This is a genomic window from Pseudaminobacter soli (ex Li et al. 2025), from assembly GCF_029892515.1.
GTDB classification, from domain to species: domain Bacteria; phylum Pseudomonadota; class Alphaproteobacteria; order Rhizobiales; family Rhizobiaceae; genus Pseudaminobacter; species Pseudaminobacter soli_A.
Genome location: NZ_JARXVF010000005.1, coordinates 76,674 through 101,175 on the forward strand (window position 1 = coordinate 76,674; position 24,502 = coordinate 101,175).

The 24,502-nt window shown below is 64.5% G+C and carries 24 protein-coding genes and 1 tRNA gene; 12 read left to right on the forward strand and 13 right to left on the reverse strand.

The annotated features are described in order from the left end of the window. The first annotated feature begins 39 nt into the window (after positions 1-39). The 3 genes from M2281_RS19975 (at position 40) to M2281_RS19985 (ending at position 3,033) form a co-directional block, all read left to right on the forward strand. A complete protein-coding gene (locus tag M2281_RS19975) occupies positions 40-1,140 on the forward strand; it encodes a fatty acid desaturase (RefSeq protein ID WP_280822940.1) in 1,101 nt (366 codons plus the stop codon). Between the two features lie 124 nt (positions 1,141-1,264). Next, positions 1,265-1,341: transfer RNA gene (locus M2281_RS19980), tRNA-Arg, on the forward strand. Positions 1,342-1,524: 183 nt separating this feature from the next. Continuing rightward, positions 1,525-3,033 (forward strand): sensor domain-containing diguanylate cyclase, encoded by a 1,509-nt coding sequence (locus tag M2281_RS19985; protein ID WP_280822941.1) that lies wholly within the window; start codon positions 1,525-1,527, stop codon positions 3,031-3,033. Between the two features lie 33 nt (positions 3,034-3,066). Here the strand turns inward: M2281_RS19985 and M2281_RS19990 are convergent, their stop codons facing one another. The 9 genes from M2281_RS19990 to M2281_RS20030 form a co-directional block, all read right to left on the reverse strand. After that, positions 3,067-3,267 carry a hypothetical protein gene (locus M2281_RS19990; protein ID WP_280822942.1) on the reverse strand — a complete coding sequence of 67 codons (201 nt, stop codon included), beginning with the start codon at positions 3,265-3,267 and terminating at the stop codon, positions 3,067-3,069. Positions 3,268-3,397: 130 nt separating this feature from the next. Further along, positions 3,398-4,423: a helix-turn-helix domain-containing protein gene (locus M2281_RS19995; RefSeq protein WP_280822943.1), complete on the reverse strand. Its 1,026-nt coding sequence runs from the start codon at positions 4,421-4,423 to the stop codon at positions 3,398-3,400. Between the two features lie 232 nt (positions 4,424-4,655). Continuing rightward, a complete protein-coding gene (locus tag M2281_RS20000) occupies positions 4,656-5,069 on the reverse strand; it encodes a RidA family protein (protein ID WP_280822944.1) in 414 nt (137 codons plus the stop codon). 27 nt (positions 5,070-5,096) lie between these two features. Next, complete coding sequence (locus M2281_RS20005) at positions 5,097-5,864, reverse strand: hydroxypyruvate isomerase family protein (protein ID WP_280822945.1); 768 nt, start codon at positions 5,862-5,864, stop codon at positions 5,097-5,099. A gap of 5 nt (positions 5,865-5,869) precedes the next feature. Continuing rightward, the gene (locus tag M2281_RS20010; RefSeq protein WP_280822946.1) at positions 5,870-6,520 is read right to left on the reverse strand and encodes an aldolase; all 651 of its coding nucleotides are present in this window, start codon (positions 6,518-6,520) and stop codon (positions 5,870-5,872) included. Then, complete coding sequence (gene otnK / locus M2281_RS20015; protein WP_280822947.1) at positions 6,517-7,776, reverse strand: 3-oxo-tetronate kinase; 1,260 nt, start codon at positions 7,774-7,776, stop codon at positions 6,517-6,519. The genes M2281_RS20010 and otnK overlap by 4 nt, the downstream gene beginning before the upstream one ends. Before the next feature lie 2 nt (positions 7,777-7,778). Continuing rightward, positions 7,779-8,711 carry an L-threonate dehydrogenase gene (ltnD, locus tag M2281_RS20020; protein WP_280822948.1) on the reverse strand — a complete coding sequence of 311 codons (933 nt, stop codon included), beginning with the start codon at positions 8,709-8,711 and terminating at the stop codon, positions 7,779-7,781. Further along, positions 8,708-9,706, reverse strand: coding sequence for a D-erythronate dehydrogenase (gene denD / locus M2281_RS20025; RefSeq protein ID WP_280822949.1), 999 nt, complete (start codon positions 9,704-9,706; stop codon positions 8,708-8,710). The genes ltnD and denD overlap by 4 nt, the downstream gene beginning before the upstream one ends. Before the next feature lie 94 nt (positions 9,707-9,800). Beyond that, positions 9,801-11,039 carry an NAD(P)/FAD-dependent oxidoreductase gene (locus M2281_RS20030; protein WP_280822950.1) on the reverse strand — a complete coding sequence of 413 codons (1,239 nt, stop codon included), beginning with the start codon at positions 11,037-11,039 and terminating at the stop codon, positions 9,801-9,803. 458 nt (positions 11,040-11,497) lie between these two features. On the opposite strand from M2281_RS20030, the gene M2281_RS20035 reads away from it, so the two are divergent. The 8 genes from M2281_RS20035 to M2281_RS20070 all read left to right on the forward strand — a co-directional run bounded on the left by M2281_RS20035 (position 11,498) and on the right by M2281_RS20070 (position 18,770). Continuing rightward, complete coding sequence (locus tag M2281_RS20035; protein ID WP_280822951.1) at positions 11,498-12,295, forward strand: creatininase family protein; 798 nt, start codon at positions 11,498-11,500, stop codon at positions 12,293-12,295. A 9-nt stretch (positions 12,296-12,304) separates the two neighbouring features. Beyond that, entirely contained in the window at positions 12,305-13,114 is an 810-nt protein-coding gene (locus M2281_RS20040) for an ABC transporter ATP-binding protein (protein ID WP_280822952.1), read from the forward strand. A 10-nt stretch (positions 13,115-13,124) separates the two neighbouring features. Then, positions 13,125-13,958 (forward strand): ABC transporter permease, encoded by an 834-nt coding sequence (locus tag M2281_RS20045; RefSeq protein ID WP_280822953.1) that lies wholly within the window; start codon positions 13,125-13,127, stop codon positions 13,956-13,958. Between the two features lie 2 nt (positions 13,959-13,960). Continuing rightward, a complete protein-coding gene (locus tag M2281_RS20050) occupies positions 13,961-15,205 on the forward strand; it encodes an amidohydrolase family protein (protein WP_280822954.1) in 1,245 nt (414 codons plus the stop codon). Further along, positions 15,202-16,584, forward strand: a complete 1,383-nt coding sequence (locus M2281_RS20055) for an FAD-binding oxidoreductase (protein ID WP_280822955.1) — start codon at positions 15,202-15,204, stop codon at positions 16,582-16,584. Before M2281_RS20050 ends, M2281_RS20055 begins: the two co-directional genes overlap by 4 nt. A gap of 29 nt (positions 16,585-16,613) precedes the next feature. Continuing rightward, positions 16,614-17,624: an ABC transporter substrate-binding protein gene (locus M2281_RS20060; RefSeq protein ID WP_280822956.1), complete on the forward strand. Its 1,011-nt coding sequence runs from the start codon at positions 16,614-16,616 to the stop codon at positions 17,622-17,624. A gap of 56 nt (positions 17,625-17,680) precedes the next feature. Next, positions 17,681-18,340: a TetR family transcriptional regulator C-terminal domain-containing protein gene (locus tag M2281_RS20065; protein ID WP_280822957.1), complete on the forward strand. Its 660-nt coding sequence runs from the start codon at positions 17,681-17,683 to the stop codon at positions 18,338-18,340. Positions 18,341-18,449: 109 nt separating this feature from the next. Beyond that, positions 18,450-18,770 carry a 2Fe-2S iron-sulfur cluster-binding protein gene (locus tag M2281_RS20070; protein ID WP_280822958.1) on the forward strand — a complete coding sequence of 107 codons (321 nt, stop codon included), beginning with the start codon at positions 18,450-18,452 and terminating at the stop codon, positions 18,768-18,770. Positions 18,771-18,802: 32 nt separating this feature from the next. On the opposite strand, the gene araD1 is transcribed toward M2281_RS20070, so the two are convergent. Genes araD1 through M2281_RS20090 form a run of 4 tightly spaced genes read right to left on the reverse strand, consistent with a single transcriptional unit; the run spans position 18,803 to position 23,101 of the window. Beyond that, a complete protein-coding gene (araD1, locus tag M2281_RS20075) occupies positions 18,803-19,801 on the reverse strand; it encodes an AraD1 family protein (protein WP_280822959.1) in 999 nt (332 codons plus the stop codon). A 34-nt stretch (positions 19,802-19,835) separates the two neighbouring features. Next, the gene (locus tag M2281_RS20080) at positions 19,836-20,615 is read right to left on the reverse strand and encodes an SDR family NAD(P)-dependent oxidoreductase (protein ID WP_280822960.1); all 780 of its coding nucleotides are present in this window, start codon (positions 20,613-20,615) and stop codon (positions 19,836-19,838) included. A gap of 8 nt (positions 20,616-20,623) precedes the next feature. After that, the gene (locus tag M2281_RS20085; protein ID WP_280822961.1) at positions 20,624-22,351 is read right to left on the reverse strand and encodes an IlvD/Edd family dehydratase; all 1,728 of its coding nucleotides are present in this window, start codon (positions 22,349-22,351) and stop codon (positions 20,624-20,626) included. A gap of 15 nt (positions 22,352-22,366) precedes the next feature. Beyond that, positions 22,367-23,101, reverse strand: coding sequence for a FadR/GntR family transcriptional regulator (locus M2281_RS20090; protein WP_280822962.1), 735 nt, complete (start codon positions 23,099-23,101; stop codon positions 22,367-22,369). Positions 23,102-23,505: 404 nt separating this feature from the next. Here M2281_RS20090 and M2281_RS20095 point away from each other — a divergent pair, with 404 nt between their 5' ends. After that, a complete protein-coding gene (locus M2281_RS20095; protein WP_280822963.1) occupies positions 23,506-24,498 on the forward strand; it encodes an ABC transporter substrate-binding protein in 993 nt (330 codons plus the stop codon). Positions 24,499-24,502 lie beyond the last annotated feature (4 nt).

Consider the following 24,502-nt stretch of genomic DNA (forward strand, 5'->3'; position numbering starts at 1 on the left):
ACATGCGCGCCAATCGATAACAAGAAGCTCGGAGCCCGAATGAACCAGCTGATGCTGTCCAACGAGGACGGCCGGATTCCTTCAGACGGAGTCTCCCCCACAGTCGATCATGCGGCTGAAAGGGCACTCGTTCGTCGGCTCGTGTCACATTGCCAGCGCTTTCGCGATCCCGACAACGGCCGCGCGACAGTCGAGCTGGCCCTCACGCTCGTCCCCTTCCTGGCGATCGGCGCGACACTGGTCTGGCTGACCGCCTATGCCGGGCCGTTGCTCGGCGGCTGGCGATGGGCCCTGGTGGTGCTGCTGGCTCCGGCTTGCGCGGCATTTCTGGTCCGGCTTTTCGCAATCCAGCACGATTGCGGTCATGGCTCCTTCACCAGTTCGCGCCTGGCAAATCGCCTGATCGGGCGCGCGCTCAGCGTGCTTACATTCACCCCTTACACGCTTTGGCAGAAGGCGCACGCCATCCACCACGGCTCTTCGGGGAATCTCGACAAGCGCGGCATCGGCGACATCAACACCAGGACCGTCGCCGAATACGAAGCGATGAACACCCGCCAAAGGCTGATGTATCGCATCTACCGGCATCCGGCGGTCCTCATCGTCCTTGGTGTTCCACTCTATTTTCTCATAGTGCATCGGCTTCCATACAATGAGGCAATACCGCGCGTGGATGCATGGCGCAGCGCGGGCGGGCTCAACCTGGCGCTCGTGGCTTTCTACGGCGCGCTAGTCTGGCTGTCGGGCTGGGCTGCTATGTTTGCGGTGTTGCCCGTGGTGGTCATGGGCGCATGGGTCGGCGGCTGGCTGTTCTACATACAGCACCAGTTCGAGGAGACGCGCTGGGACAAGGGCGAGGCATGGGATTTGCATGTCGCCGCGTTTGGCGGCAGCTCCTGGTACGTGTTGCCGCGCGCCGCGCAGTGGATCACCGGCTCGATCGGCCTGCACCACATCCATCATCTCTGCAGCCGCGTCCCGTTCTATCGATTGCAGGCATGCTTCAATGACAGTGCCGAGCTCCGCGCGGCAAGCGAACGCGTCAAGCTCACATTTGGCAAGAGCCTGGCCAGCGTCAATCTCGCGCTGTGGGACGAAAGGCGCCGCCGCCTCGTCTCTTTCGCGGAAGCGCGGTCGTAGGAACCCGGACCGAACAGCGCGACTTCATTTCCCCGTTGATGCCGGCGAACGCATCGGCTATGAAGCGCGGGATCGGTCGGCCAGCGACTGATTTTTGTCGAGGCGATTCTTCAGCTTCGGCCAGGCACCCGTAGCTCAGCTGGATAGAGCGCTGCCCTCCGAAGGCAGAGGTCACAGGTTCGAATCCTGTCGGGTGCGCCAGCTTCTCAGGCTCTCTGCGCCCCACCACCTACAGCAGCAGCAACAGCACCCCATCATCGGCAATGCTCCCTTAACCACGCGGACTAAAGCTGCGTTGCTCCCCGGCCTCCAACGCCCGCGCTAACTTCTTTCTAAGCCCGCCGCCACTACCGTCCGTCCCAAAGATGTCCATGGGGAGCTTGGATGGGCAGGGAGCAGAAAGGCGCCAGCGCGCGGCGGTTTGCCATGCGCGTCGTCGTGCCGGTGGTTCTGGCGGTGGGCATCACCATGGCGACGGTTGCGGGGTTCGTCTACTGGTCGACCGCCAGGAGCGATGAACGCGCCCTGCAGCGGGAGACGCATCTGGTCGGCCGCGTCATCGGCCAGCGGGTCAAGGCCCTTGGCGAGCAGCAGGCCTACTACTCCGGCTGGGACGAAGCGATCACTGCGCTTGCCGAAGGCGACATCGAGTGGATCGATTCCAACCTCGCCTTCAGCCTCTACAGCAATGTCACGTTCGACCGCATCTATGTGCTCGACCCCGGCGCACGCCCGCTCTACGCCATGTATGCCGGCGGCAAGACCGGCGCCGAGCACTACGAGGCCGACCGCACTGCGGTCGCGCCGCTGGTTGAGAAGCTGAAGGGCATCGACGCCGCCGGCGCGCTCGCCGCCTATGACAGCGGCAACGCGACCCGAGTACCGGGCGTGGCGGAGATCGCGTTGATCGACGGCCGTCCTGCCTATGTCGGCGTCACCGTCATCATGTCGGAGAACCGCGACGAAGGCACGGAGCAGATCCCCGGAAAGGAAAGCTTTCTAATTGGCATCCGCTATCTCGCCAGCGTGATGTCCACCGAACTTACCGAGCAATATTATATCGAAAACCCGTCCTTTGCGGCGGTTGCCGCGACCGGGCGCGATGTCGCCAATTTCGCCCTGAAAGACGAAGCTGGCCAGACCGTCGGCTGGTTCAGCTGGCAGCCCGATCGCCCGGGGGCGAGGATGCTGGCCGAAACCCTGCCCGCCATGATCGGCGCGCTGGCCATTGCCGGCGTCGTGCTGGTGCTCCTGCTGCGCGGGCTGCGCCGCACCACCAAAGCTCTCGAGCAGGGCAAGGCCGACGCCGAATACCAGGCCAATCACGACACGCTGACCGGACTTGCCAACCGTGCCTACTTCAACAAGCAGTTGGAGGAACTGGCAGGCGGGCGAAACAACCAGTCAAACGTGGCATTGCTGGCGCTGGACCTCGACCGCTTCAAGCAGGTCAACGATACGCTCGGCCACGAAGCCGGGGACCAGTTGCTGCGCGAGGTCGGCCGCCGGCTCGTGCCTCTGGTCGAAGACGCCGACACTGTGGCGCGCCTGGGTGGCGACGAATTCGCCATCATCCTGCGGCGCGTCCAAACCGCCGATCAGGTCGGCGCATTGTCGAACCGCATCGTTGCCGAACTCGGCGCCCCCTTCCTCCTGGCGGGGCGCGTCGCGCAGATCGGCGTTTCGATCGGGGTGGTCATCGTTCCGGCCGGGCCGGCGCCGCGCGATCTTTTCGCCAAGGCCGACTTGGCGCTCTACGCAGCCAAGGCCGCCGGCCGCAACACGTTCCGGATCTTCGACGAGGCCATGCACAATGCCGGCCAGCTTCCAGAACAGGGCAGCGACGAGAACCGGGTGGCCAAACTGCCCATCAAGCGCGATCGCGTGGCGTGACCCGGGCGGCCCATTAGACGCAAACCAGTCGTCTTACGCCGAGCCGAGTTGGCGCCAGCTCTCTCGTCGTTGACGTTTGCCCGGAGATCGCTTGAGCTGGGTTTCATAGCGGCGAAGCTTCATGATCTCGGTTGCAGCGACCAGGGCGATTTCCGCCATATCGTCCTTGCTGAATGGCTCCGGATCTCTTGCCAGGCCAAGAAGTTCGTCGACGACGTCGATATTCGGGACCATAGCTCTCAGCCTCCTTTGGGCGAGAAGCGTGGCAGACCGGCAATCGGGCACAAGTCAGGGAAAGCGGTGCCGATGTAAGGTATTTCGGTTGGCTTTCGAGAATATTGCAGGGCGAATTCAAATCCGCCGTTCAGCGCATCCGTTCGATCCAGGACCACCACTCGTCCGACACGGAGCGGCCGAAGGCGCTGCGTTCACGCTCCGTGGCGAGGCCGCGCACCTCGCGGGCGGTCATGCCGATCTTGCGGCTGAAGGCGCGGCTAAAGCTCTTGGGATGGGTGAAGCCGTAGGATTCGGCGATCTCCGCGATGCCGCGATGCCGCTGTGCGGGATCGGAAAGCGCATCGTGGCACCTGAGCAGGCGCTGGTCCTGCACATGGGAGGCAAAGCCGCCGCGCGGTTCGAACAGGTAGTAGAGCTTGCGCGGCGAGATTCCGAAGGCCGCGGCCACGGTTTCGGCCGACATGTCCGGCGCGGACAGATGCGCATCGACATGGCGAAGTATCGCCCCGAAGAGCGAGGAGGCGACGCCCTGGGCGTTCTCCTCGGCCGGCCTTCCGTTCAGGGTCGCGGCAGCCAACTCGATCGTCGGGCGGACGATGGCCTCGGCATCCTGCTGGGTCATGCGCGACGCACTGCGGAAAAGCGCCTCAAGGTGGTTGTGCAGCAGACCGACCAGCGGATTGCTGCCGGAAATGATGCTCATATGGTGTCCCTCCGGCACCTTCAGATACGGCGCCAGCAGGCGACGGGGCACGATCAGGTTGATGTTGTCGAAATCGGTCACGCCCGTGGACAGCGGCATGGCCAGATCCGAAACCCAGAGATCCCCCGGCCTCGTCTTCTCGTCGGCGCTGCCATCGCGATGGCCACAGCTTCCCCGCGTATAGAACTGGAGCACGATGTGATCGAGATCATCGCGCTCGATCCGGCGCCGGGAGCGGTCGAAGGATTGCGCGCCCGAACTGCAGGCGCCGAGCGCGAGCTCGCCGACCATGAAGGCCTCGACGCGGGCATGGAAGGTCTCTTCGGCCGTCTGGCGCGGTCTTACATCGAACATGACGCCGATGCTTTCCTGCCATGCGGAGATCGCCGCCTTGGTTGGCAGGCCCGAAGTGTCCAGAACGGAGCTGGGCAGCGACGGCCGCGCGTTCATTGCCCGACGCAGGCTCGCTCGAGCCTCTCGCGTTTGAATAGCTCAAAGCAGGAATGAAGACCTGCCGGTTCGCGAGATTGGCCCGAATGCATTATGCCACAAGTAAAAATCCCATATGAGCTGTCGCTTATCATATGCCGGACAGCCGCGCGAGTTCTCTACTGCAAGTTTGCCTGCGTGTTGCGCCAGAAGCACAGCAACTTTTCCGCATTAGCCGCCTAAAGTGGGTCGGCTAAAGTCTGGCCGGCCGTGCCGCGATGACTTCCACCTCGACCTTGAATTCCTCGCGCGTGAAGCCCGACACGATCATCAGCGTCGAGGCCGGTGCCGGTTGCGGGAACAGCCGGTCGCGGACCTCCATGTAGGGCCGCATATGGACCCGGTCGGTGACGTAGGCATTGATGCGCACCACGTCGGCAAAGCCCACGCCGCAGGCGGTAAGGATCGAGCGCACATTCTCGAAGCAGAGCTCGGCCTGCGCCGTGGCGTCCTCTGGCACATGCGCATTGGGCCCGATGCCGAGCTGGCCGGAACAATAAACCATGTCCGATCCGGTGCGGACCAGCACGCCATGGCTGTAGGCGGCGAAGGGTGCCGGCATCGTTTCCGGCACGAGATGGTCGAGGTTCGAAGCGCGATCGGTCATGGCATGCCTCCCAAGAAATGGATTGAATCAGCGCCAGGCGGCGAGCCAGCCCAGCCCTTCGTCGGTCGTGCGGCGCGGCTTGTATTCGGCGCCGAAGTGGCCCGCATAGCCGCGGGCGGCAAGCTCGGGCAGCAGGCTGGCGAAATCCACCTCGCCCGCGTCGGGCTCGCCGCGATCCGGCACAGCAGCGAACTGGACATGGCCGACAAGCTGACGATGCGCATCGAACTCTTCCAGGATGGATTTGCCGGAACGACCCACATGGTAGCAATCGAACATGATGCGGATGTTGCTGCGGCCGGCCTCTTCGATGATCGATGACGCGGTGGCGTTGTCGTGCAGGAAATAGCCCGGTACGTCGTGGAGGTTGAGCGGCTCGAGCAGGATGGTGATGCCGGCCGGCGCGGCCCGGTCAGCCGCATAGCGCAGATTGGCGACAAAGGTGTCGCGCGCCTCAGGCGCGTTCGTCTTGCCGGCCATGACATGGATGGCGGTTGCGCCGATCGCGGTCGCATAAGCGAGCGCCTGATCGATCGCCGCGCGTGCATCTTCCTCGCGCCCCGGCAAGGCGGAAAGCCCGAATTCGCCGGCTTCCACATTGCCCTTCGAGGTGTTCAGGCCCAGAACCGGCAGGCCGCTTTCGGTCAGCGCCTGCTTGAGCAGGGACGGATCCACCGCATAGGGCCAGTGCAGCTCGACCGCGTCGAAGCCGGCCTTGGCCGCCGCGCGCACGGCGTCGGGAAGCGCCAGCTCGGTCCACAGGAAGCCGAGATTGGCTGAATACGGAAGGGCCATGATGTTCAATCCCACTCGATGTTGAAATGATCCACGACATCGCGGACCTGTTCGGGCGTCAGCATTTTGGGTTTCATGCCGCGCGTGAGCAGCGCAAGCCGCGCCGTCTCTTCCAGCTCTTCCATGGCGTAGACCGCCGCTTCCAGATCCTTCGCGGCGACCACCGGCCCGTGATTGGCCAGAAGCACGGCGCTGCGCTTTCCGGCGAGGCCACGGATCGCGTCGCCAATGGCAGCATCGCCCGGCCGGAAATAAGGCAGCAGCTTCACTTTGCCGAGCCGCATGATGGAATAGGGCGTCAGCGGCGGCAGCACATGGTCCGGGTCGGTTTCCGGCAGCATGGACAGCGCCACCGAATGGCAGGAATGGAGATGGACGATGGCGCCGGCCTTGGCGCCGCGTGTTTCATAGAAAGCAGAGTGAAGCGGCATTTCCTTGGTCGGCGCATCACCGCCGATCAGCCGGCCGGTCTCGTCGATCAGCGAAAGGCGCGCCGGGTCGAGATCGCCGAAGGAGGAGCCGGTGGGCGTCACCAAGAGCCGCCCGTCGGACAGGCGAGCGGAGATGTTGCCGGACGCTCCGCCGGTCAGCCCGCGCTCGAAGATCGAACGCGCCATCCGGCAGATCGTCTCGCGCAGCTTCGCTTCCTCGCTCACACTGCCGCTCCCTTGAGCATCCTCAGCGCCTTGGTGAAAAAGTCCTCAGCGCCGAAATTACCCGACTTCAGCGCCAGGCCGAAATCCTGCCCGTTGACGCGCAGCATGGGAACCCCCGGATCGATCTCGGGGCCGACCTGAAGTGCCTCGCAAGCAAGCCCCTGCACCACCGCGCCCGAAGTCTCGCCGCCGGCCGACACCAGGCGCCTGACGCCGTGCCGCCGCGCTTCGGCCGCAAGCTCGGAGAAGAAGGTCTCGATGCGGTGGGCGAGTTCGCCAAGCCCGTATTTCTGCTGCGCCTTGCCGACCACTTCCGGCTCGGCGGATGAGAACACCAGCGGCTCGGCGGCGAGGTTTTCGGCCAGCCAGGCCGATGCCTTCGCCACCGTCATGTCGCCGGCCATCAGCGCGTCGGCCTCGATCTCAAGCGCCGGATGATTGACACGGTAATGCGTCACCTGGCCGCGCGTGGCGCGCGAGCAGGAGCCCGAAAGCACGGCGCCCGGGCCGTCGATGCCCTGCCACGCCACCTGGCGATTGCCGATCAGCCCCTTGCGGCGGAAGTTTTCCGGCAGGCCGAGCGCCACGCCCGAACCGCCGGTGATCAGCGGCAGGTCGGCTGCCGCCTCGCCGATGGCGAACAGATCCTCATTCTGCAGCGCGTCGAGCACGAGAAGCTTATGGCCCGCCTGGTCCTGCCGCTGCATGGCCTCGGCGATTGCCGCCGCGCCCCGGCGCACATCGGAAAACGCCACCAGCCCGACGGAAAGTGCGGTCTGGTATTGCAGCCAGCGGCGAATGTCGGGGTCGGTCATCGGCGTGAGCGGATGAGCCTCCATGCCCGACTCGTTCAGCATCCGGTCACCGACGAAGAGATGGCCCTGATAGATCGTGCGGCCCGCGCCTGGGAAAGCCGGACAGACGATGACCTGGCTGGCGCCCAGCGCCTTGCTGAGCGCCTCGGCCACGGGGCCGATATTGCCGGTCTTGGTGGAATCGAAGGTCGAGCAATATTTGAAGAAGAACTGGCGGCAGCCCTGTTCCTTGAGCCACTCCAGCGCCTGCAGCGATTGGGCGACGGCTTCCTCCACCAGCACGCTGCGCGTCTTCAGCGCGACAACGCCTGCCTCGACATCCGCATCGGCCCTGCCCTGCGGGATGCCGCAATATTGCGTCGTTGCCATGCCGCCCTTGACCAGCGTGTTGGCAAGGTCCGACGAGCCGGTGAAGTCGTCACCAATACAGCCGAGCAGCATGATCAGCTCTCCTTGTAACGTTTCGCGGGAAGGCTGATGCCGCTCTCCTCCGCATAGAGCTTGACCACAGCCACGTCACCCTCGCGGCCGAGGCCGGCCTGGGACGCGGCCCGGAAACGGGCAAGTGCCGCCTGCGCGACCGGCAGCTCGAGCGAGGCTTCCTTCGCCGCGCCGGTAACGATGCCGAGGTCCTTGACGAAGATGTCGACGGCCGAATGCGGCCGGTAGTCGCCATCGGCGATGTAGGGCCCACGGTTTTCGAACATCCAGGACGAGCCGGCGCAATGCGGGATGACCTGCATGATCTGGTCAGCGTCCACACCCTGCGCCAAGCCGAATGCGAAGGCCTCTGCGGCGGCGGCGATGTGGATGCCGGCGAGCAGCTGGTTGACGCTTTTCATCGCCGAGCCCGGCCCGGCACGGTCGCCCAGCCGGAACACGGTCTGGGCCATGGCATCGAGCGCGGCTTCCGAGCGGGCAAAGGCGTCGGGGGTGCCGGAGGCCATGATGCTGAGCTGGCCCTTTGCGGCGCGCGCCGAGCCGCCGGAAATCGGCGCGTCCAGATAGAGAATGCCCTTCTCGGCAAGGCGGGCCTCAAACTCGACCGCCTTCTGCGCGTCGATGGTGGCACAGCTGATAACGACCGCGCCCGGCTTCAACCTCTCGGCCAGTCCGCGTGCGCCAAACAGCGCGTCTTCCGTCTGGGCCGCGTTGACAACGACCAGAATGGCGCCATCGGCTTCCGCGCTGGCCTGGTCGAGATCGCGGTCAAGGCCAGCCTCGGCGCGGAAACGCTTCTGGGCGTCGGGATTGAGGTCGAAGCCATCGACGGCAAGGCCGGACCGCAGCAGCGACTGGCCCATGCCGTAGCCCATGGCCCCAAGGCCGATGAGCAGGAATTGCCGACCCGGCAACGCAGAGGCTCCAGCGCTCATGCCTGCTTCTCCGCCTTCGGGGCATAGTCCTCGAGATAGGCCTGAATGATCGCTCCGAAGGAGTCATCTGCCTTGAAACCAAGCTTTTCGGCCTGGCTTGCCTCAAAGGCCTTCGGCCAGGTCGAGATGATCGCGACGATTGCGGGGTCGATTTCATGCTTGATCAGCTTGACCGCGTCGTCGCCCGCGATTGCGCGCAGTGCCTCCATCTCGTCGGCCACGGTCGCCGAAACGCCGGGCATGGTCATGTTGCGGCGCTCCTTGAGCAGCGCGCCATCCACAGCCGCCGCATGGGCGATAAAGCCGATGGCCGCGCGCGGGCTGGCGAACCAGTGGCGCACGGACGGCTCCACCGGCAGCGTCGCCGGCAGACCCGCCAGCGGCTCGCGCAGGATGTTGGAGAAGAAGCCCGAAGCCGCCGCATTGGGCTTGCCGGGGCGGATGCAGATGGTGGGCAGGCGGATGCCGATGCCGTCGAAGAAGCCGCGGCGGCTGTAGTCGGCCAGAAGCAGTTCGCCGATCGCCTTCTGCGTGCCGTAGCTCGAGCGCGGCGTGATGATGTAGTCGTCCTCGATCACATCGGGCAGCGGCGAGCCGAAGACGGCCAGCGACGAGGTGAAGACCACACGCGGATAGTAGCCGTCCTTCTCATGCGCCTTGCGCACGGCGTCGAACAGGTGCCGCGTGCCGTCGAGATTGATGCGGTAACCCTTGTCGAAATCGCGCTCCGCCTCGCCCGACACGATGGCCGCGAGGTGGAAGATCACGTCGGGCCGGCTCGCCACAAGACGCTCGGCCGTCTCGGGGGACGAGATGTCGCCGGTTTCGAACTCGACCACGACCTTGCCGCCTTCGGGCAACGTGCCCGGCACCGCGATGTCGAAAAGCGTCAGCCGCGAAACGGCCTTGCCGGCAATCGAGCCGTCCTCGATGAGGCGCTTGGCCAGCCCCGCGCCGAGCATGCCAGCCGCGCCGATGATGAGACAGTGAACCATTTTGTCCTGATCCCCGAATTGAGTTTCCGCAGGGCCGAAGGCGGGCTGCCGTTCGCTGCCTGCCCTCGCCCGAAATGATGTTGGAGCCCGGCCGCTAGGCCGGCACCATCGCCTTCGCACTCGCCAGTTGCTTCAGATGCTGCGCTCCGGCTGCAATATCTGCCTCGCTCGGGCTCAGCCCGGCCGCCAGCAGCCGGCGCGCGATCATATGGTCAGACGGCTTGTTGATGGAGTCGACGGCCACAAGGCGCGCGCCCTGAAAATGAAAGACCGAGAAAGCGTTCTCCTCCGGATTGCCGGAGACCACGCAATGATTGGCGTCAAGCGACAGACCTGCAGTCTGCAGCTTCATGTCGCTCTGATCGGACCAGAACCATGCGACCTCGGCGTAAGCGTCGGAGCGCCCGACGATGGACCGCGCGACATGCTTGGCCTGGTCGGTCGCGTTCTGGACCGATTCCAGCCGCACGCGCCGGCCGACCTGATGATGCTCGTAGCTTACGCAATCGCCGACCGCATAGACATGCGGCGCCGAGGTGCGCATGTGGCCGTCGACGACGATACCATTGTCCACGAGGAGACCGGCTTCCACGGCGAGCTCGACATTGGGGACCGCGCCGATGCCCAGAACCACCATGTCGGCCTCGAACCTGCGGCCATCAGCGGTTGAAACCGCCTTTACACGTCCACCCTCGCCTTCGATGACGGCGAGCTGCACGCCGGTGAAGATGTCGATGCCGGCGGTCCGGCTCCTCTTTTCCACATGGGCGGAGACCATCGGCGCCACCGATCGCGCCAGCACGCGAGGCGCGGCTTCGATGAGCGTCGTTACCTTGCGCGCTGCCAGGCAGCTATGCGCCATCTCCATGCCGATGAAGCCGCCGCCGACGATGACGACGTTCAGCACCTCGGGCATCATTTCGCGGATGCGGCGTGCATCCTCCATGTTGCGCAGCGTAACGACGCCATTGAGATCCACGCCCGGCAGATTCGGTATCCGCGCCCGGGCCCCGGTCGCCAGAATGAGATGCGTCCAGTCCAGTTCCCGCCCGTCGGCAAGCACGAGCTTGCGGGCGTCGAGGCTAATCTTCTCGACGCGAGCGCCGAGCATCAGCTCGATGGAATTGTCGCGATAGACGGCTTCGGGACGTAGGACGAGGCCGGCCGAGTCGGGGGATTTCAGGTAGGATTTGGAAAGTGGCGGCTTGTGATAGGGAAGATCGGTCTCGTCGTTGATCAGGACGATATCCCCCGCGTAGCCTTCCTGTCGGAGGCTGACCGCGGCCTGGGAGCCGGCGTGCCCCGCGCCGACGATGATGCACCTATCGCCCATGTCCCCTCCACATACTCCACCGGCCGACGCCAGTCGGCCGCGCCTTGCGCGATCAAAAACCTCCCGCAAGGCAACTCCGCTCTCCGGCCCGCACGCGAAAATACGCGCGCAAAAACTCCCCCGACTCGAACGGCAGGTAATTTTGTTGCACATCTCCACAGGGATTTAAACAATTAGTTTGACCGATCGGTCAGATCGGTTAGTAGTACCTCGATGTCGCCGGCAGGTCCGGACGAAATCGGGAGGGGATCAACGATGAGTCGAGCGGAAGCCGCGCAACCATGCGCCACCCTGGCTCGCATCTCGCCGGACTGTTCCGGATTTCCAGAATTTTCGCCGCCCTCGGCTGAGGGCGAACCGGCAGCGCTTCGGATGGCTCGTGGAGGTCCATTCGGCGGTTGCCTTTGCGGGCACTGACGCAGCGACGCGCCACCGATCGAGAGGGAGGGATTGGAAACTTGAAGAGATACTGGTCCGATTACACGAGCGAGGAATTTTCCCGGCTCGACCGCGAAAAGATCGTGGCGGTTCTGCCCGTCGGCGCCACCGAGCAGCATGGGCCTCACTTGCCGCTGTCGGTCGATGCGGCGATTGCCAGCGGCATTGTCGCGGCAACAGTCGAGCGCCTGCCCGAAACGAGCAAGGCACTGTTTCTTCCCACCCAGCCCATCGGCAAGAGCAACGAGCACGGCCGCTATCCCGGCACGCTGACTTTTTCGGCGCAGACCCTAATCGCAATGTGGTGCGAGATCGGCGACTGCGTGGCCGCCAGCGGCGTGAAGAAGCTCGTGCTTCTCAACAGCCATGGCGGGCAGATCAGCACCATGGACATCGTTGCGCGTGAGCTGCGCATCAAGCACGGCATGATGGTGTTCTCGGTCAACTGGTTCGGCCAGGGCATGCCGGAAGGCGTCTACACCGACCATGAGCTGCGCCACGGCATTCATGCCGGCGACATGGAAACCTCGGTCATGCTCGAGCTGCATCCCGACCTCGTGAACATGAGCAAGGCGCAGAACTTCGCCACGCTTACCGAGACCTTCGCCCGCGACTTCCAGCACATCTCCCTTTCGGGCGCCAAGCCCGGCTGGCAGATCCAGGACATCAACCCCTATGGCGCGGCCGGCAACGCCGCGGCGGCAACGGCCGAAAAGGGCCGCAAGACCATCGACTTCGCAGCCGACCGGCTGGTCGAACTCCTGGCCGAGGTCGAGCGCGCGCCGCTCTCCTGGCTCGACAACAGCCCCGCCTGGTGAGGTGAAGCAATGAACATGGTCGCCACTCCTTCTCCGTCGGCCCAGCCGTTGATCCAGATCGAGAACGTCTACAAGCAGTACGGCACCGGCGTCGTTGCGGTCCGCGACATGTCGTTGACCATCGAGCAGGGTCAGTTCGTCAGCTTTCTCGGGCCCTCGGGCTGCGGCAAGAGCACCGCGCTGCGCATGATCGCCGGCCTGTCCGAGGTTTCGGCCGGCAAGATCCGCGTCAATGGCCACGAGCCCGGCAAGGGCAGCGGCCCTCATGACATCGGCTTCGTCTTCCAGGAGCCGACGCTGATGCCCTGGGCGACCGTGTTCGAAAACGTCTATCTGCCGCTGCGCCTGAGCGGCATGTCGCGCAAGGACGCCACGCCGCGAATCGAAGAGGTGCTGGCGCAGGTGGGCTTGACCAAATTCGCCAAGGCCTATCCGCGCGAACTGTCGGGCGGCATGAAGATGCGCGTTTCCATCGCCCGCGCGCTGGCGACCCGCCCGCGCCTGCTGCTCATGGATGAGCCGTTTGCGGCGCTCGACGAGATGACGCGCTTCAAGCTCAACAACGACGTGCTGCGGCTGTGGCAGGAACATGGGCTGACGGTGATCTTCGTCACCCACAGCGTCTACGAGTCCGTCTACCTGTCGAACCGCGTGGTGGTGATGGCTGCCCGGCCGGGCCGCGTCGTCGCCGACATCGCCATCCCCGGTGCCTATCCGCGTGCGGAGAACTTCCGCACCACCAAGGAATACACCGACAGCTGCCAAATCGTGTCCGACGCGCTGAACGAGACGCTCGGCACCGACGACATCGATCATTGAAGGCTTGGCCATGAGCACCGAGACCCCCATCCTCAATTCAGAGCAGAACCGCCGTGCCCGCATCGAGCGGCGCAAGGCCGTCATCATGCCGACCCTGGCGATCGCCATCGCGCTTCTCATCTGGGAAGGCCTGGTTCGCTATTACGAGGTTCCGCACTACCTGATCCCGGCGCCGTCGCTGGTCGCCGAAACGCTCATCAAGGACGGTCCGTCGCTGATGAGCTCGATGTTCTTCACCATCAAGCTGACCATGCTGTCGCTCATGTGCGCCATCGCCGGCGGCGTGATCCTGGGCATGATCTTTGCGCTGTCGCGCACGGTTGAGATGAGCTTCTTTCCGTTCGCGGTCATCCTGCAGGTGACGCCGGTGGTGGCGATCGCGCCGCTGATCCTCATCTATGTGCGCGACACCTTCACCGCTCTCTTGATCTGCGCCTGGATCGTCGCCTTCTTCCCGATCCTGTCGAACACGGTGATCGGCCTGCGCAGCGCCGACCACAATCTGCGTGACCTGTTCAAGCTCTACCAGGCAACGCCGCTGCAGCGCCTGCGCTATCTGCTGGCGCCGAGCGCCCTGCCCTATTTCATGGCGGCGCTGAAGATCGCCGGCGGTCTGTCGCTGATCGGCGCGGTGGTTGCCGAGTTCGTCGCCGGCACCGCCGGCCAGAACACCGGCCTTGCCTCGCGCATCCTGGAATCAAGCTTCCGCAACGAGATCCCGCGCATGTTCGCCGCGCTGTTCCTGGTGTCCGTGCTGGGCATCGTGATCTTCCTGGCGACCAGCTGGCTGTCACGCGCCGTTCTCGGCCGCTGGCACGAGAGCGAAATCCGCCGGGAGTCCTGATCGTGACGGACGGGAACGAGATGGTCCGCGACCACGCGACCGCATCGGGACAGCCCTTGCGGCTGTCCGGCGTGAGCCTGCCCGGCCAGCCGGGCCGCTATGATCTTGTCGTCGCAGGCGGCCGGATCGCCGATCTTGTTCCCTCCCTCGAAACCAAGGGCGGCGTCGTCACGCCGCTCTTCGCCGACGTGCATGTGCATCTCGACAAGACCTACACCATCTCGCGCATTGGCGCGGAGGCAAACGCCCGGGTCGAGTGCCTGTTCGACGCCATCGCGCTGATGGAGCAGGATCGCCCGAACTGGACGGCAGCCGATATCCGCGCCCGCGCAAGCCTTGCGCTGGAAGCCGCCTATCGGCAGGGCGTGGGCGCCATGCGCACGCATATCGACTGGGTATCGCACGAAGTGCCCGAAGCCTGGCCCGTGCTCGTCGAGCTCAGGCAGGAGTGGAAGGGCCGCATCGATCTCCAGCTGGCCGCACTCATCCATGGCGACATCGTGCCGGACGCCGGTGCAGCGATCGCCGCGCGGGTGAAAGAGGACAAAGCCGTCTTCGGCGCCTTCTTCTATCGCAATGCCGACCTTGCGACCAAGGTCGAGACGATGTTCGCGTTGGCCGCGGCCCATGATCTCGATCTCGATTTCCATGTCGACGAAGGGCTCGATCCGGAGGCCGACGGCCTGTCGCTGATCATCGACGCAGCAGAGCGCCACCGAATGGCGGGTCGCGTGCTGTGCGGCCATGCCTGCTCGCTGACCTTGCGCTCCGCCGACGAGTTGGAGCGCATCCTTGCAGCGGGTGCGAAAGCCGGCGTGGCGCTGGTTTCGCTGCCGACGACCAATCTCTATCTGCAGGACCGCGCGACCGGGCGCTCCCCTCGCCAGCGCGGCATCGCCCCGCTGAAGGAAGCGCGGAAGGCCGGCATGACGGTCATGCTCGCCTCCGACAATGTGCGCGACGCCTTCTATCCCTATGGCGATTACGACCCGCTTTCCGTCCTGCGGCTGGCGGCTCCCGCCGGCCATCTCGAGCCGGAAGACTGGCTCGACAGCATCACCACCCTGCCGGCGCGCTGGTGCGCAAGCAGCATCGCGACGCCCGTGGCGAAGGGCATGCCGGCAAACTTCGTCTGGCACGCCGCAAGCGACCTAGGCGACCTGATCAGCCGGCCTCAGGCACAGCGCATCGTCTACCGGGGCGGCGAGCCGCTGCCGGCAAGCATTCAAGACTGGAGAAACGCATGAACGTGGCGACCAAGCCAACGCGCGCCTATGACTGGGCGGCCTTCCGCGCCGAGATCGACGGCATCCGCGTCTATGACGATCCCAAGCAGGTGGAACTGCGCTCGCGCGACTATCTCTGGTACAGCCCCATCCTCAGCGAGGACATCGGCCACTGCGTGGGCGATCTGGTGGTGATCCCGAAGGATCAGGACGAAGTGCGTCGCGTGGTCGCCGCGGCCGCGCGGCTGCGCATCCCCGTCACCGTGCGCGGCGGCGGCACGGGCAACTACGGCCAGTGCGTGCCGCTCGAAGGCGGCATCATCCTCGACATGACCAAGATCGACCGGGTTCTGGCAATCGAGCCGGGACGGGTGCGCGTGGAAGCCGGCGCCCGCATCGCGCGCCTCGACGACGCCGTGCGCGAGACCGGGCAGGAACTGCTCATGTACCCCTCGACGCGTCGCATCGCCACCATCGGCGGCTTCTTCACCGGCGGCTCGGGCGGCATCGGCTCGCTGCGCCACGGCATGCTGCGCGACGACGGCAACATCTATTCGGTCAAGGTGATGACCGTGGAAGTCGAGCCGCAGATCATCGAACTGCACGGCCGCGACATCCAGAAGGTCCAGCACGCCTACGGCACCAACGGCATCGTGATGGAGCTCGAGATCGGGCTCACCAAGTCGACCGACTGGGTCCACACCGCGGCACTCTTCGAAAGCTATGACGCCACGCTGCGCTTCTGCCTCAAGGCGCTGGAAGACAGCCTCGACTGCTACCTGCTGACGACGGTCGACCGGCGCTTCGCCCGCTTCTACACGAAGTTCGGAGAGCTCTTCCCCTCCGACCGCGATGCCGTTTTCGCGATGATCGCACCGAGCGACATGGCCAAGTTCGAGGCTCTTGTCGCCGAATTCGGCGGTCGCGTTTCCTTCGCCATGACCAAGGAGGAACTGCACGCCAAGGGTCTGCAGCCGGCTTACGAATGCGGCTGGAACCACACCACGCTGCAGGCGCTGAAGGCCGAGCCCGGCTGGACCTACCTGCAGGTGGCCTATCCGCGCCCCTTCGACCCCGAGGTCGTCAAGCGCCAGATGGAGCGCTACGGCGACGAGCAATACATGCACCACGAGATGGCGCGGCTGGAGGGCGAGGTGCAGATCTTCGGCCTGCCGCTGGTGCGCTACCACAGCCGCGAAGACACCTACCGGGTCATCCGCGAACTCGAGCAGCTGGACGGCTGCGACATCTACGATCCGCACGCCTACACCATCGAGGACGGCGGCATGAAGCAGATCGACACCGTGCAGATCGACTTCAAGAAAAAAGCAGATCCTTTCGGCCTCCTCAATCCGGGGAAGACGCGAGGCTGGACGGCCGAGATGGCCGCCAAAGGCTGAACCTGAAATCAAATGGGAGAAAATTTCAGATGAAGAACTTGCTTGGAGCGGCGATCACCGCTCTTTCGCTGGCCATGTCGGCGCAGCTCGCTGACGCGGGCGACAAGGTGACCGTGGGAACCAACTGGCTCGCGCAGGCCGGCCATGGCGGCTTCTACCAGGCAGTGGCCGATGGCACCTATGAGAAGTACGGCCTCGACGTCACCATCGAAATGGGCGGCCCGCAGGTCAACAACCGGCCGATGCTCGCGGCGGGACGCCTCGACTTCCTGCTGACCGGCAACCTGCTCTTGTCCTTCCACAATGTCGCCAACAACATCCCGACCACGGTGGTGGCGGCCTTCTACCAGAAGGACCCGCAGGTGCTGATGGCGCATGAAGGCGCCTACAAGGACTTCAACGACCTCGTCAACGCGCCGACCATCCTGCTCGCCAAGGACAGCCAGTATGGCTTCTTTCCTTGGCTGGTGAACGACTTCGGCTTCAAGGACGAGCAGATCCGCCCCTATGGCTACAGCCTCGCCCAATTCCTCGGCGACGAGAAGATGGTGCAGCAGGCCTATGCCACCGCCGAGCCGATCTATGCCGAGAAGCAGGGTGCCAAGGTTACGACCTATCTGCTCGCCGACCACGGCTACAGCACCTATGCCAACACCATCGAAACCCGCCAGGAACTGATCGACAAGAACCCGGAACTGGTGCAGCGTTTTGTTGACGCGACAATCGTGGGTTGGAATAACTTCCTCTATGGCGATCACAGCAAGGCCTATGAGCTGATCCTCAAGGACAACCCGGACATGAGCGCAGAGACGCTCGACGGCGAGTTGGCGATGCTCAAGAAGCTGGAGCTGATCGACGGCGGGGACACTCTGGAAAAAGGCATCGGCGCCATCTCGATGGATCGGGTCAAGGACTTTTACGAACTCGCGGTCAAGGCCGGCATCGTGACCGGCGAGAAGATCGACATCTCGAAGGTCGCAACCGACGCTTTCGTCAACAAGGGCGTTGGCCTCGACATCAAGAAGCAGTTGAATCCGTAATCGACGCAACAAGGAAGCGAGGGGCTCACCGGCCCCTCGCCGGAAACGATCTGGCGATGAGTGAAGACAACGCTGAAACTCCGGACAACGGCGAACTGAGCGCGCGCGAGAAGGTTCTCGATCGCCGCCGGCGCATTCTGGCCGCCATCAGGGATGCGGCGATCGACGAGTTCGCCAGCAAGGGACTGGTCGGTGCCTCCACGCAGGCCATCGCCCAGCGCGCCGGCCTGACCAAGCCGCAGCTGCACTACTACATTTCCAGCAAGGAAGAGCTTTACGAGGATATCCTCGTCTACATTCTGGACGAGTGGCAGGAGCTTTTCATCAGCGCCTCGACGGGCGACGACCCGGCTCAGATCATTCGCGCCTACATCCATAAGAAATTGGAGTACGGGCAGAAGAATCCCAAGGCGTCGCGCCTGTTCACCACCGAAATCGCCAATGGCGCGCCGTTCCTCGGCCGTCATTGGGCGCAGTATCAGGCCTCCACGCAGCAGGCGGTGAAGCTGATCCAGTCATGGGTCGACCAGGGCCTTATCCGGCCAGTCGATCCCCTGCTGTTCCAGATGCACATCTGGGCCGTGACCCAGCACTACGCCGACTTCGAGGTTCAGATCCGCAGCTTCATGCAGCTGAGCGACAACGAGGAGCTCGACATGGTGCGCGTCGAGGAAGAGGTGACTGCCCTCTTCCTGCGCGCCTGCGGCCTTCAATAATCCGCTTTTCCCAAGCGATAGAACACCGCCCCCGGTCTCCGACCCGGCGCCTCAACATATGCGGCCTTGCCGCCGCGACATGACAAACTGGAATTCGAAAGGCCCGCCAATGCCGCGCATCATCTACATCACCCATGACGAACAACGCTTCGAGATCGAAGCCGCCAATGGCGCGACCGTCATGGAAACGGCTGTCCGCGCCGCCGTGCCGGGCATCGAAGCCGAATGCGGCGGCGCCTGCTCCTGCGCCACCTGCCATGTCCATGTCGATCCGGCTTTTGCGGAGATCGTCGGCGAGGCCGGGCCGATGGAAGCCGACATGCTCGACTTCGCCTGGGAGCCGGGTCCGACCTCGCGCCTGTCCTGCCAGCTCAAGGTGAGCGATGAGCTGGACGGCCTCGTGGTACGCATTCCCGAACGACAGGGCTGAGGCACTGCCTCAACCCTCCCCGTCGGCGCCCTTCAGAGGGCGCGGACGGTGACGAGCCCCTCGTCGGTCACCTGCTCCATCCGGTTGCGCAGCGGCTTGCCGAACACCGGGGCATGCACCTCGAATTCGTCACCGGACTGCGTCGCCACGCCCGAGGCAAAGCTCATGACGGCCGCGCCGAAGAAATAGGCGTGCAGGTCGCCGGGCCGGCGATGCATCGGATAGCGGAAGTGGTAGTGCTCGAGATTGCCGATCGAGTGCGACATGTGCTTCTCGCCGGAGAGGAATTCTTCTTCCCAGACCACCGCGCCATCGCGGCGGATGCGCGAGGTGCCGCGCACTTCATCCGGCAGCTCGCCAATCAATAGTTCGGGGCCGAACGAGCACGACCGCAGCTTGGAGTGCGCGAGGTAGAGGTAGTTCTTGGCCTCGGTCACGTGGTCGGAATACTCGTTGCCGAGCGCATAGCCGATGCGGAACGGCGCGCCGTCCGGCCCGACAAGATAGAGGCCCACGATCTCGGCCTCCTCGGCGCCGGCGAGCGCGAAGGCGGGCAATGGCAGGGCCTCACCCGGTCGCACGACGCAGGTGCCCACGCCCTTGAAGAACCATTCCGGCTGAACGCCGAGCTCGCCGGCCGCGGGCTTGCCGCCGGCGATCCCCATCTTGAAGATCTTCATCGAGTCGGACTCGTCGGCATCGTCACCGTGGGTCAGCTGATGCATCTTGTTGCGGGCAGCGGCACTGCCGATGTGGGTCAGACCCGTACCCGTTACCAGCATGCGGCTGGGCTCGGGATGATCGAGCGGCGGCAGAACCTGGCCGGCGTTCAGAAGCGCATCGTAGTCGACGCGTTCGTCGGTCGCCGCCGCGCGCGCAAGCTCTGCAAGCGGGGTGCCGGTGGCGATGGCGCGATTGGCGAGGTCCAAAACCGTCGACACACCGGCCAGCGGGTGGAGATGGTTTCCATCCTCGGCGACCAGGCCGACCGCCCGGTTGCCGGCAGCATCGGTGTATTGAACGAGACGCATCATATTCCCCTTGTTGATTTTTGTCCGGAGCCGGTCACACCCAGCCCCCGTCGACGATGAACTGCTGGGACGAGCACATGCGGCTGTCGTCGGCGGCCAGGAACAGCGCCATGCGGGCAATGTCGGGCGCATGCAGGCGATCGGGCAGGCACTGGCGCTCCGCGATCTGGCGTTCGCCCTCGGCATTGAGCCAGAGGCGGACCTGGCGCTCGGTCATCACCCAGCCGGGGATCATGCAGTTAACGCGGATACGTTCGGGGCCGAATTCGCGCGCCAGCGCACGCGTCATGCCAGTGATCGCGGCCTTGGAGGTGACATAGGCCGGACAATCGCCATCGCCGACCATCCAGGTGATAGAGCCGAAATTGATGATCGAGCCGCCGCCAGCCGCCTTCATCTGCGGACGGACGGCCTGCGCGGCGAAGAACTGGTGCCGCACATTCACCGCCATGCGGTCGTCCCAATAGTCGACGCTTACGTCCTCAGTGCGGTGCCGGTCGTCATTGCCGGCATTGTTGCAGAGCACGTGGATCGGGCCATTGCGTTCGGCCGCCTCGGCGATGGCCTTGCGCAGGCTTTCGATGTCGCGCAGGTCGCAGGGGATGAAATGCGGCGCCGGATCGCCCTTGGCACGGATGCGTTCCACCAGCCGCCGTGACGGCTCTTCCGCGATGTCAACGAAGGCGACGCGGCTGCCCTGCGCGCAAAAATGCTCGACCAGGCTTTCGCCGATGCCGCTACCGCCGCCGGTGATGAACACGCTGCGGTCTTTCAGGCTCGGGTAGATCGCGCCGTTTTCGATTTCGCCCGTCATGTTCGATCTCAGTGGGAGTGGCGGGGAATGCCGGCATCGCGCCGGCCAACGAGGAAGTCGAAGTCGCAACCCTGGTCGGCCTGCAGCACGCGCTCTACGAACAGGCTCTGATAACCGCCGCCGGAAGGCACAGGTGGAGGTGTCCAGTCCTTCCGGCGTGCGGCGAGCTCGCTGTCATCGACCAGCAGTTCGAGCCGCCGCCCGGCGACATCGAGCTCGATCAAATCGCCATCGCGTACCAGGGCCAGCGTGCCGCCGCTCGCCGCCTCCGGCGCTGTGTGAAGAACCACGGTGCCGTAAGCGGTGCCGCTCATGCGGGCGTCGGATATCCGAACCATGTCGGAAACGCCCTGCTTCAACAGCTTGGCGGGCAGCGCCATGTTGCCCACCTCCGCCATGCCGGGATAGCCGCGCGGCCCGCAGTTCTTGAGCACCATGATGCAGTCGGCGTCGATGTCGAGTGCGGGGTCGTCGATGCGGGCGTGGTAGTCCTCGATGTTCTCGAAGACCACGGCACGGCCGCGATGCTGCATCAGCTTCGGCGTCGCGGCCGAAGGTTTTATCACGGCGCCGTCGGGCGCGAGGTTGCCGCGCAGCACGGCGATGCCGCCATTTTCCGTGAGCGGGCGATCGAGAGGGCGGATCACCTCGGTGTTGTAGTTCGGTGCGTCCTTCACGATCTCGCCGATGGTGCCGCCGGCGACCGTTTCGGCATCGCGATTGAGCAAGCCCGCCTCGTCGAGCATCCGCATGACCGTGCGCAGGCCGCCTGCGTAATAAAAATCTTCCATCAGGAAGCGCCCCGAGGGCATCAGGTCGACGATGGTCGGGACGTCGCGGCCGAGCCGGTCCCAGTCGTCCATGCTGAGCTCGACGCCGATGCGGCGCGCAATGGCGATCAGGTGGATGACGGCATTGGTGGAGCCGCCGATGGCGCCGTTGACGCGGATGGCGTTCTCGAAGGCCGCACGCGTCAGGATGCGCGACATGGTCACGTCCTCATTGACCAGCTCGACAATGCGCCGGCCGGCCAGTTGCGCGAGCACACCGCGCCGGGAATCCACCGCAGGGATCGCCGCATTGTCAGGCAGCCCGATGCCGAGCGCCTCCACCATGCTCGCCATGGTCGACGCGGTGCCCATAGTCATGCAGCTACCGGCCGAACGGCTCTGCCCCTGCTCGGCCGCAAGAAAGTCCTCGATGGACATGCGGCCCGCCTTCACATCCTCGTGGAACTTCCACACATGCGTGCCCGAGCCGATGGTCTGGCCACGGAAATTGCCGTTCAGCATCGGCCCGCCGGACACCGCGATGGCGGGCAGGTTGCAGCTTGCGGCGCCCATCAGCAGCGCCGGCGTGGTCTTGTCGCAGCCGACCAGCAGCACGACGCCGTCGATCGGATTGCTGCGGATCGATTCCTCGACATCCATGCTGGCGAGGTTGCGGAACAGCATGGCCGTCGGCCGCATGTTGGATTCGCCGAGCGACATCACCGGAAACTCGACCGGCATGCCGCCAGCCTCATAGACGCCGCGCTTCACATATTCGGCCAGGTTGCGCAGGTGGGCGTTGCACGGGGTGAGCTCGGACCAGGTGTTGCAGATGCCGATCACCGGCCGGCCATCGAACAGATCGTCGGGCAGGCCCTGGTTCTTCATCCAGCTGCGGTACATGAAGGCATTCTTGCCTGATCCGCCGAACCAGGCGGCCGACCGCAGCTTTTTTCGCCCCGACATGCCCCGCTCCCGTTTTTATTCGTGTTGGCCGCGCCGCGCCGCAATGGCCCGGCGAACGTCTTCTTCCGCGTCAACGAGCAGGGCGAGCAGCGCCTTGCGCGCGCCCTCCCCATTGCCCTTGGCTATGTTGCTTGCGACCTCGCGATGCAGCGGCATGGAGTGCCGCTGGCCCTGCGGGTTGTCGTTGGACAGGCGAAAGCTCATCAGCAGCGCGGTCTCGATCAGCGCCGCAAGCGAGCCGATCAGCTCGTTGCCGGTCATTCGCAGAATGGCCTGATGGAAGACGAGATCGGGCTCGGCAAAGCGCTCGCCATCGTCGACGACCTTTTCCATCTCGGCGAGCACCGCTTCCAGCTCGGCGACCTGTTCAGGTGTCGCGCGCTCGGCGGCCAGTGCGCCCGCCATCGGCTCGATCGCGCGGCGCAGCTCGAACAGCTCGCGCACGTCCTCGCCGCTGATCGTGCCCGAATAGCGCCAGGCCAGCACGTCCGGATCGAGAAAGTTCCAGTCCGAGCGCGGGCGCACGCGCGTTCCGGTCTTGGGCCGCGATTCCACCATGCCCTTACCGGCAAGCACCTTGATGACCTCACGCAAGACGGTGCGGCTGACGCCATGCGCCGCGCTCCAGTCATCGGCATTGGGCAGCGGATCGCCGGGCGCGAACTCGCCCCGGACAATGCCGAGGCCGATCTGGTTCAGCACCATCGCATGCAGGCTTCCCGAAGCTGATCCGGCCGGGCGAGAGGCCATCGCCCTCGCCTGTGCAGCGAGAGAGGGCCAGGACTTTTGTGAGGCTGTTGTATTCTTCATATTATTCATATAATAATTTTTATAGGGGATGAGGGAAGGCGTCAATAGACATGGCAAGCGCGACGCTGGGACTGCACTTTATCGATGCCGCCGCGCAGGACTGCGCGTTTCGGGCCGCAATGAGCGGCGCGGAGTCCTGCCTGCATCGCTCCACCCAGCCAACGATCATGCCGAAGAATATGCCCCCTCGCTGGAACCAAGCATGCACAAATGAACCGGGCCAGTTGCGGAGGCGGGACCGCTGACTTCAGCGACAAGGACCCAAGTCCGAAATATTGCGGCTCAACACGAGTGATCACGGGAGGTTAGTGATGGGACTGCTTAGACGACTTCAGCAAATTGCCATGATCGGTTTGGGTGTCGGCCTGATGACATCGGCCGCCCTTGCCGAAAACCTTCGCGTTCTCGCCTGGGACGGCTATGCCGACCAGGACTGGGTTAAGGCGTTCACCGACACCACCGGCATCGGCGTGGATGTCGTCTTCATCGGCAGCGATGACGAGATCTGGGCCAAGATCAAGGGCAGCGCCGGCAAGGATTTTGACGTCTTCGCCGTCAACACGGCGCAGCTGCAGCGCTATATCCAGGCCGATCTGGTCAGCCCGATCGACGTTGCCCAACTGCCCAACCAGAAGGATGTGCTGCCGCGCTTTCACGATCTGGAATCGGTCGGCGGCGTGACGAGCGGCGGCAAGGTCTATGGCATCCCGTTCTGCTTCGACTCGATCGGCCTGATCTACGACACCGACAAGGTGAAGCCGGCGCCGACATCCATGTCGGTGCTGTGGGATCCGGCCTATCAGGGCAAGGTGCTGGCCTATGACAATGGCGAGCACAACGTGTCCTTCACCGCGCTGACGCTCGGCTACAAGGACCCCTTCCACCTGACCGACGAGCAGATGGCCGCGGTGAAGGAGAAGCTGGTCGGCCTCAAGCGCAATGTGCTGACCTTCTACACCACGGCCGACGAGGCCCAGCAGATCTACCAGAACAATGACGTTGCGCTGATCTGGGCCAATTACGGCCAGCAGCAGGTCAAGGCGCTGCAGAAGGTCGGCGCCCATGTGGCCTACGTCAATCCGAGCGAAGGCGCGCTGGCCTGGCTGGACAACTGGGTCATTTCCAAGGGCGTGCGCGACAAGGCGGCCGCTGAAAAGTGGATCGACTTCATGCTGAGCAAGAAGATCGGCGGCGAACTTTCCGAGCGCACCGGCTTCGGCAACACCGTGACGGAGACCAGCAGCGCCAGCCCCAACGACAAGCTGGTCTGGCTTCAGCTCGTGGAAGATCCGCTGAAGCGTTCGGATCTGTGGAACGAGGTCAAGGCTGCCCCCTGATAGC